Below are 7,108 nucleotides of genomic sequence, written 5' to 3' on the forward strand. Positions count from 1 at the left end.
AGATGTACATCTGGATCCTGATCGCCACCGCCATACTGAGCTGGCTGGTGGCCTTCAACGTGGTCAACACCCGCAACCAGTTCGTCTACCAGGTCGGCAACGTGCTCTACCGCTTGACCGAGCCGGCGCTGCGCCCGATCCGGCGCTTCGTGCCGAACTTCGGCGGGGTCGACATCTCCTATGTCGTGCTGTGGCTGCTGGTCACCCTGGCACGCATGATCCTGGCCAACGTCCACGCCCGCCTGCTGTACGGTTTCTGAGGCTGGCCGAATGACCGCCGCGCGCCCGCTGTTCGTGGCGGGGCCGCACGGCGTGCGCGTGACGGTGCGGCTGACGCCGCGGGGCGGACGCAATGCGGTAACCGGGCGCGGGATCGACGCCGATGGCGCCCCCCTGCTGAGGGCCGCCGTGACGGCGGTGCCGGAGCGCGGCGCCGCCAATGCGGCGCTGATCGCCCTGCTGGCCAAGAGCTGGCGGCTGCCGAAGACCGGGCTGGCCGTGGTCGCCGGCCTCACCGACCGCACCAAGCTGATCGAGATCGCCGGCGGCGATGCCGCCCTCGCCGCCCGGCTGGAAAACTGGGCGGCCGCCCTCGATGCCGATGCCGGCTAACCGCGCGACAGGAGCAAGGCGCCTATGGACCCCCTGATCGGCGCCATCGCCCTCGCCGCCTTCATGATGGTGGCGTCCGGCGCGATCTGGGTCGTGCCGGCACTGGCCATCGGCGCGCTGATGCTCGGCGCCACCCGCCGCACCAGGACCGGGCGCTGGTCGCATTGGCTGACCACCGGTCTGGTGCTGCTGGCCTTGAGCGGCGCGTTGCTGTGGCTGGGCCTGGAGATGGCCCACGGCATGCGCGGCGCGATCACCGGCTGAGCGTGGCCTCAGGGTCGATAGGCGACCCGGCAGCGATGCACCGCGGCATCCTCGAGTGCGCCGCGCTCGCCCACCCAGCGGACATTGCAGTTCATCACATCCGGCGCCGCGGCCAGCGGCGAGGCGAAGATGGTGACGCAGCTGTCGCCGGGTTCGCTGCGGCTGAGCCGGCCGGTGCAGACCGTGCCGTCCTCGAAACGCCAGCTGCCCTCCTGCAGCCGGATCGGCCGGCCGCTTCCGTCGAGCCCGCTGAGCGTGTATTTGCCGTTGCGGCCATACTGGAAGATCCGGTCCGGCCCGCCGAGCACACCCTGGACCAGGAAGGGCTTGCCCAACACCTGGCGGTCGAATTGCGGCCGGGTCATCCGGGCATATTGCGGATTGGTGTCGAGCGCCGAGGGCTGCGTGCAGGCACCGAGCCCCAGGATGGTCGCCAGGCCCGCGACCCATAAGATCAAGCGCATCTCGGCCTCCATTGCCAAATCCGCCTCTCGGGGCGGTGTGACCGGCATCCTACGCTTCGTTTCGACGGCGGACCAGAATGGACGCGCGGACGCCCGATCATTCATCAGACAATAAATTGACAAGCCCGCCGGTGAACAGGAGCATGAGCTTGCGCGGGACAGCGATTTGCAATCGGTTACATTGCGCAGAGGCCGGTCGCGTTGCTACCCTTCGCCGGAACCATCCGGTGGATCGCACGCCGGACAAATCATCGCCCAGGGAGAGGGGTCGCAGCACCCCGCGGAGGAGCAGATCATGAAACAGATCCAGGGACCGGCCATCTTCCTCGCCCAGTTCGCCGGCGACGCGGCGCCCTTCAACAGCCTGGACGCCATCGCCGGCTGGGCCGCCGGCCTCGGCTACAAGGGGGTGCAGATCCCGTCCTGGGACGCCCGCCTGTTCGACTTGAAGCGCGCGGCGGAGAGCCAGGATTACTGCGACGAGGTGCTGGGCACGCTGCAGGCGCACGGCCTGGCCCTGACCGAGCTGTCGACCCATCTGCAGGGCCAGCTGGTGGCGGTACATCCCGCCTATGACGACGCCTTCGACGGCTTCGCGGCGCCGGAAGTCCGGGGCAACCCCAAGGCACGGCAGGAATGGGCGGTGCAGCAGCTGCGCTATGCCGCGCAGGCGTCACGCCGCCTCGGCCTCAAGTCGCACGCCACCTTCTCCGGCGCGCTGGCTTGGCCCTATCTCTACCCATGGCCGCAGCGCCCGGCCGGGCTGGTCGAGACCGCCTTCGACGAGCTGGCCCGCCGCTGGACGCCGATCCTGAACGCCTTCGACGAGGCCGGGGTCGATGTCTGCTACGAGGTCCATCCGGGCGAGGACCTGTTCGACGGCCGCACCTTCGAGATGTTCCTGGAGCGGGTCGGCAACCACCCCCGCTGCAACATGCTGTACGACCCGAGCCACCTGCTGCTGCAGCAGCTCGACTATCTCGGCTACATCGACCGCTATCACGAGCGCATCCGCGCCTTCCACGTGAAGGACGCCGAGTTCAACCCGACCGCCAGCCAGGGCGTCTATTCCGGCTATGCCCCCTGGGCCGACCGCGCCGGCCGGTTCCGCTCGCTCGGCGACGGCCAGGTCGATTTCAGCGGCATCTTCTCCAAGCTGACGCAATACGGCTTCGACGGCTGGGCCGTGCTGGAGTGGGAATGCTGCATCAAGCACCCCGAGCAGGGCGCGGCCGAGGGCGCCGATTTCATCGCCGCGCATCTGATCCGGGTGACCGAGCGCGCCTTCGACGATTTCGCCTCGGGCGGCACCGATGAGGCCGCCAATCGCCGCATGCTCGGCATCGACCGCTGAGGCCAAATCCGATAACGCACCTGCTGCGGCCGTCTGGCGGCGGTTCCTGCTCTTCCGGTTCTCACGGACCCAAACGTCCGCTGCGCTCCGGTTCTCGGAACCACCACCAGCCGACTCACATCAGGCGCATTCTCGAACGGGCCTCGATCTGAGAAGAAGCAGTAGGGAGGACAAGCATGGTTTCCGGAACCGCGGAACGGGCGCCCAGCCGGCGCCTGCGGCTGGGCATGATCGGCGGCGGCCGCGACGCCTTCATCGGTGCGGTGCACCGGCTTGCGGCGCGGATGGACGACCGTTGGGACTTCGTCGCCGGGGCGCTGTCGAGCGACCCGGAGAAGGCGCTGGCCTCGGCCGCCGACCTCCGCCTCGACCCCGCCCGCGCCTATCCCTCCTGGCAGGCGATGCTGGAGGGCGAGCGCACCTTGCGGGACAACGGTGGAGAGGCGATCGACGCCGTCGCCATCGTCACCCCGAACCACGTCCATCACGGCCCCGCCAAGGCGTTCCTGGAGGCCGGCTTCCACGTCATCTGCGACAAGCCGATGACCACCACGGTGGCCGATGCCGAGGACCTGGTGGCGGCGGTGCGGAAGAGCGGCCAGGTCTTCGCCCTGACCCACAACTACACCGGCTATCCCATGATCCGGCAGGCCCGGGCGATGGTGGCCGAGGGCGCCCTGGGCAAGATCCGGCTGGTCGAGGCGGAATACGCCCAGGACTGGCTGGCGACCAAGGCCGAGGACACCGGCAGCAAGCAGGCGGAGTGGCGGGTCGACCCGGCGCGCAGCGGCCCGGCCGGCTGCGTCGGCGACATCGGCACCCATGCCTACAACCTGGCGAGCTTCGTCACCGGCGAGGGCGCGGAGTCGCTGGCCGCCGACCTGCAGAGCTTCGTTCCCGGCCGCCGGCTGGACGACAACGCCCATATCCTGCTGCGCTACGCCAGCGGCGCCCGCGGCATGATCTGGGCCAGCCAGGTTGCCAGCGGCATCGAGAACGGCCTGCGCCTGCGCGTCTATGGCGAGAAGGCCGGGCTGGAATGGGCGCAGGAGAATCCGAACTATCTGACCTTCATGCCGCTGGGCGAACAGCATCGCCGCCTGACCCGCGGCGGCCCCGGCAGCGGCCCTGCAGCGGCCCACGCCACCCGCGTGCCGCCCGGCCACCCCGAGGGCTACCTGGAGTGCTTCGCCCAGATCTACACCGAGGCGGCGGAGCAGATCCTCGCCCGGCTGGACAAGCGCGACCCGGCACCGGACGCCCTGCTGGTGCCGACCGTGCAGGACGGCCTGGCCGGCGTCCGCTTCATCGCCGCCTGCGTGGCCTCGTCACAGCAGGACGCGGCCTGGACGAAGATCTGAAAGGCACTGTTGCCTGGCCTCTCCCGTCAGCGGGAGAGGCCCTTTGATCCCGAACAGGGTCGCCCGATATGCCCAACCCCAAATCTTCTCCATCCAGCTCGATCGACCCCGTCGCGATGGAGATCCTGTTCAGAAAACATTGGTCTCCGCGGGGCTGGACAAAGGGACAGATCACTTCCGCTGAGTTCGACCGCGCCAGGCAGGCCGGCCTGATGTTCGATCCGGTGGACCTATCCCATGACGATGTGGTGGCCCGAGCGATCGACATTCGCGGAAAAATCACACCCGATAGGGTCGGAAGCGCCTTTCTGGCCAGCCTCTCCAGCCGTCGGATGGATTGGCGGTCCGCGCTGGGGAGCTTGGCCGCGATTCTCCATCTGCCCGCCCATTCTTTCGTTCCGCGGCCTCACTCCAACATGTGCGCGATCTGCGGCGACCCCGCCAGATCCGAGGCTTTCAATCTCAATGTCCTGAGCTTCGAACGGCAGAAATGGGGCGGTGTACGACATGAGAGCCCGCTGTATGCGGTGCACGACCTCCAATGGTTCATGGCTCTTCCGCCGGCGGTGGCGGACGGCAAGGGTCGCGACATCCTCGCCGCGATGCGGGACCGGATATCGCGGCTGAGTGCCTCGGCCCGCCCGGCTGATCTCGAAAAATCTCTCGGCGGCCTGCTGCCGTCGAATGCCTCGGAACGACGCATCATCATCGGCATTCTCAGCTTGGCCGGGGTCATCCTGCCAAAAGACCGGCCGACGTTCTGGGGCGAGTACCCGCTCCATGCCGAACGCGAGCAGCCCGCCGGCAAGAATGACTGGCTCTACCCCGTTCTCTGGTGGACCGGCGCGGACGGTAGCAATCGCGACGCCCTGAGCTATTGGTTTCCGGACATCGGATAGGGGGACTGGCGTCGGCCATGCCGGCACGGCTAGGTTGCGCCACCGTCACTCTCTCGAAAGAGCCGCCATCATGAAGATCAGCGCCCGCAACCAGCTCAAGGGCACCATCGTCGAAGTCACCAAGGGCCAGACCACCGCCCATGTCCGCATCGACATCGGCGGCGGCGTCATCGTCACCTCCTCGATCACCAACGAGTCGGTCGATTCGCTCGGCCTGAAGGCCGGCCAGGCCGCCTATGCCGTGGTCAAGGCCTCGGACGTGATGGTCGCGGTCGACTGATCGGCCCATCCGGGCGGGAGGGTGCGGCGGGTCCCCCGCCCCTCTCCCGCGCCAGGGCCCGCTCGGCCCTTCAGCCCGCCCCTTCTTTCGGCCCGGTTGCGTCGCGCGCCCTGCTGTGGTTCGGTGCCGGCGACCTTGCCTCTTGAGAAGAGACCGGAGCCCATGAGCGCGTTCAAGACCCTCGACGATGTGGATGTGCGCGGCAAGATCGTGCTGGTGCGCGGCGATTTGAACGTGCCGGTCGACGATGGCCATGTCAGCGACACCACCCGGCTGGACCGACTGGCGCCGACCATCGACGAGATCGCCGACAAGGGCGGCCGGGTCGTGCTGCTGTCGCATTTCGGCCGGCCCAAGGGCGTGACACCCGAATTCAGCCTGAAGACCATCGTGCTGCCGGCGCTGGAAGAGGTGCTGGAGCGCCCGGTCGCCTTCGCCGAGGATTGCATCGGGCCGGCGGCCGAGGCCGCGGTCAAGGCGCTGAAGGACGGCCAGATCCTGCTGCTGGAAAATGTCCGCTTCCACCCGGAAGAGGAAAAGAACGACCCGGCCTTCGCCAAGGCGCTGGCGGCGCTGGGCGACCTCTACGTCAACGACGCCTTCTCGACGGCACACCGCGCCCATGCCTCGACCGAAGGCATCGCCCATCACCTGCCGGCCTATGCCGGGCGGCTGATGCAGGCGGAGCTGGAGGCGCTGTCGGCCGCGCTGGAGGCGCCGAAGCGCCCGGTGCTGGCGATCGTCGGCGGCGCCAAGATCTCGACCAAGCTCGACCTGCTCGGCAACCTCGTCGCCAAGGTCGACAAGCTGGTGCTGGGCGGCGGCATGGCCAATACCTTCCTGGCCGCCCAGGGCGTCGCTGTCGGCAAGAGCCTGTGCGAACACGACATGGCCGATGCCGTGCACAGCATCCTCGCCAAGGCCAAGGCGGCCGGCTGCGAGATCCTGCTGCCGGTCGACGGCGTGGTCGCCCGCGAATTCAAAGCCGACGCGCCGCATGAGGCCGTCGACAACGCGGCGATCCCGGCCGATGCCATGCTGCTGGATATCGGGCCGAAATCCGTGGCGAATCTGAAGGCGGTGCTGGCCGAGACCAAGACCGTGGTCTGGAACGGCCCGCTCGGCGTCTTCGAAAAGCGCCCCTTCGATGCCGGCACGGTCGCCGTGGCCCGGGCCGCCGCCGACCTGACCCAGGCCGGCAAGCTGCTGACCGTCGCCGGTGGCGGCGACACCGTTGCCGCCCTGGCCCATGCCGGGGTCGAGGACCGCTTCTCCTACATCTCCACCGCCGGCGGCGCCTTCCTGGAATGGCTGGAAGGCAAGGACCTGCCGGGTGTCGCCGCGCTGAAGCGGTAAGCACTCTTACCGCAGGCGTAGATTGGGTTCGCAAGAGCGAAGCCAATCTACGATGTCGGCTCGCGACGGCGACGATGGATCGTCGCGCAGTATTATCCCTCGACTCGTTGTTCTCTTTATGTTCTTATCAAGGGATGACACAAGCCGCCACCACGCCCCAGACACCCACCGCCTCACCGGCGGCGGAGGTGTTTGCGCAGGAGTGGGCGCTGCTGTCGGAGATGGAAGCGCTTAGCGGCGCGTTGGCCCGGGAATTCCAGGCCAGGAGCGTCTCGGCCCTCAAGGTTGAGGACGACGCCAAGGCCGGGACCGCGAAAACCCATTTCAACGATCTATTCCTCGGCATCCGCCGCTCCGTCGCCCTGAAAGCCAGGTTGGACAAGCAGTGCCAGCAGCAGGGCCGCGCGGCCGAAGATCGCCGCGAGCGGCGGCAGGCGCGCATCGACCAGCGCCGCCGCAAGGTCGCCGAGGGCGTGTCCCGCGCCATCGCTGCCGCCACGCCCGATGCCGATGAGCGG

Annotated in this window: 10 protein-coding genes; 9 read left to right on the forward strand and 1 reads right to left on the reverse strand. The window is 68.4% G+C overall.

Features of this window, described 5'->3' with window-relative positions; genetic code table 11:
* Positions 1–2 precede the first annotated feature (2 nt).
* From AC3XYG_RS28535 to AC3XYG_RS28545, 3 genes are read left to right on the forward strand one after another with little or no spacing between them, the layout of a single operon-like run.
* Positions 3–260 carry a YggT family protein gene (locus AC3XYG_RS28535; protein ID WP_489143262.1) on the forward strand — a complete coding sequence of 86 codons (258 nt, stop codon included), beginning with the start codon at positions 3–5 and terminating at the stop codon, positions 258–260.
* 10 nt (positions 261–270) lie between these two features.
* Positions 271–612, forward strand: coding sequence for an ACR/YggU family protein (locus AC3XYG_RS28540; protein WP_489143263.1), 342 nt, complete (start codon positions 271–273; stop codon positions 610–612).
* Positions 613–636: 24 nt separating this feature from the next.
* Positions 637–876, forward strand: a complete 240-nt coding sequence (locus AC3XYG_RS28545; protein WP_489143264.1) for a hypothetical protein — start codon at positions 637–639, stop codon at positions 874–876.
* An 8-nt stretch (positions 877–884) separates the two neighbouring features.
* Here the strand turns inward: AC3XYG_RS28545 and AC3XYG_RS28550 are convergent, their stop codons facing one another.
* Positions 885–1,340, reverse strand: a complete 456-nt coding sequence (locus AC3XYG_RS28550) for a hypothetical protein (RefSeq protein WP_489143265.1) — start codon at positions 1,338–1,340, stop codon at positions 885–887.
* A gap of 295 nt (positions 1,341–1,635) precedes the next feature.
* On the opposite strand from AC3XYG_RS28550, the gene AC3XYG_RS28555 reads away from it, so the two are divergent.
* The 6 genes from AC3XYG_RS28555 to AC3XYG_RS28580 form a co-directional block, all read left to right on the forward strand.
* Positions 1,636–2,694 carry a sugar phosphate isomerase/epimerase family protein gene (locus AC3XYG_RS28555; protein ID WP_489143266.1) on the forward strand — a complete coding sequence of 353 codons (1,059 nt, stop codon included), beginning with the start codon at positions 1,636–1,638 and terminating at the stop codon, positions 2,692–2,694.
* A gap of 176 nt (positions 2,695–2,870) precedes the next feature.
* Positions 2,871–4,055, forward strand: a complete 1,185-nt coding sequence (locus tag AC3XYG_RS28560; protein WP_489143267.1) for a Gfo/Idh/MocA family protein — start codon at positions 2,871–2,873, stop codon at positions 4,053–4,055.
* A gap of 68 nt (positions 4,056–4,123) precedes the next feature.
* On the forward strand, positions 4,124–4,954 hold the full coding sequence (locus tag AC3XYG_RS28565; RefSeq protein WP_489143268.1) for a hypothetical protein: 831 nt from the start codon (positions 4,124–4,126) through the stop codon (positions 4,952–4,954).
* Positions 4,955–5,024: 70 nt separating this feature from the next.
* Positions 5,025–5,234, forward strand: coding sequence for a TOBE domain-containing protein (locus tag AC3XYG_RS28570; protein WP_309793956.1), 210 nt, complete (start codon positions 5,025–5,027; stop codon positions 5,232–5,234).
* A 162-nt stretch (positions 5,235–5,396) separates the two neighbouring features.
* A complete protein-coding gene (locus tag AC3XYG_RS28575; protein WP_489143269.1) occupies positions 5,397–6,590 on the forward strand; it encodes a phosphoglycerate kinase in 1,194 nt (397 codons plus the stop codon).
* A 74-nt stretch (positions 6,591–6,664) separates the two neighbouring features.
* A partial coding sequence (locus tag AC3XYG_RS28580; RefSeq protein WP_489143270.1) for a hypothetical protein occupies positions 6,665–7,108 on the forward strand: 444 nt, incomplete at its 3' end.

Source organism: Inquilinus sp. (assembly GCF_057815775.1).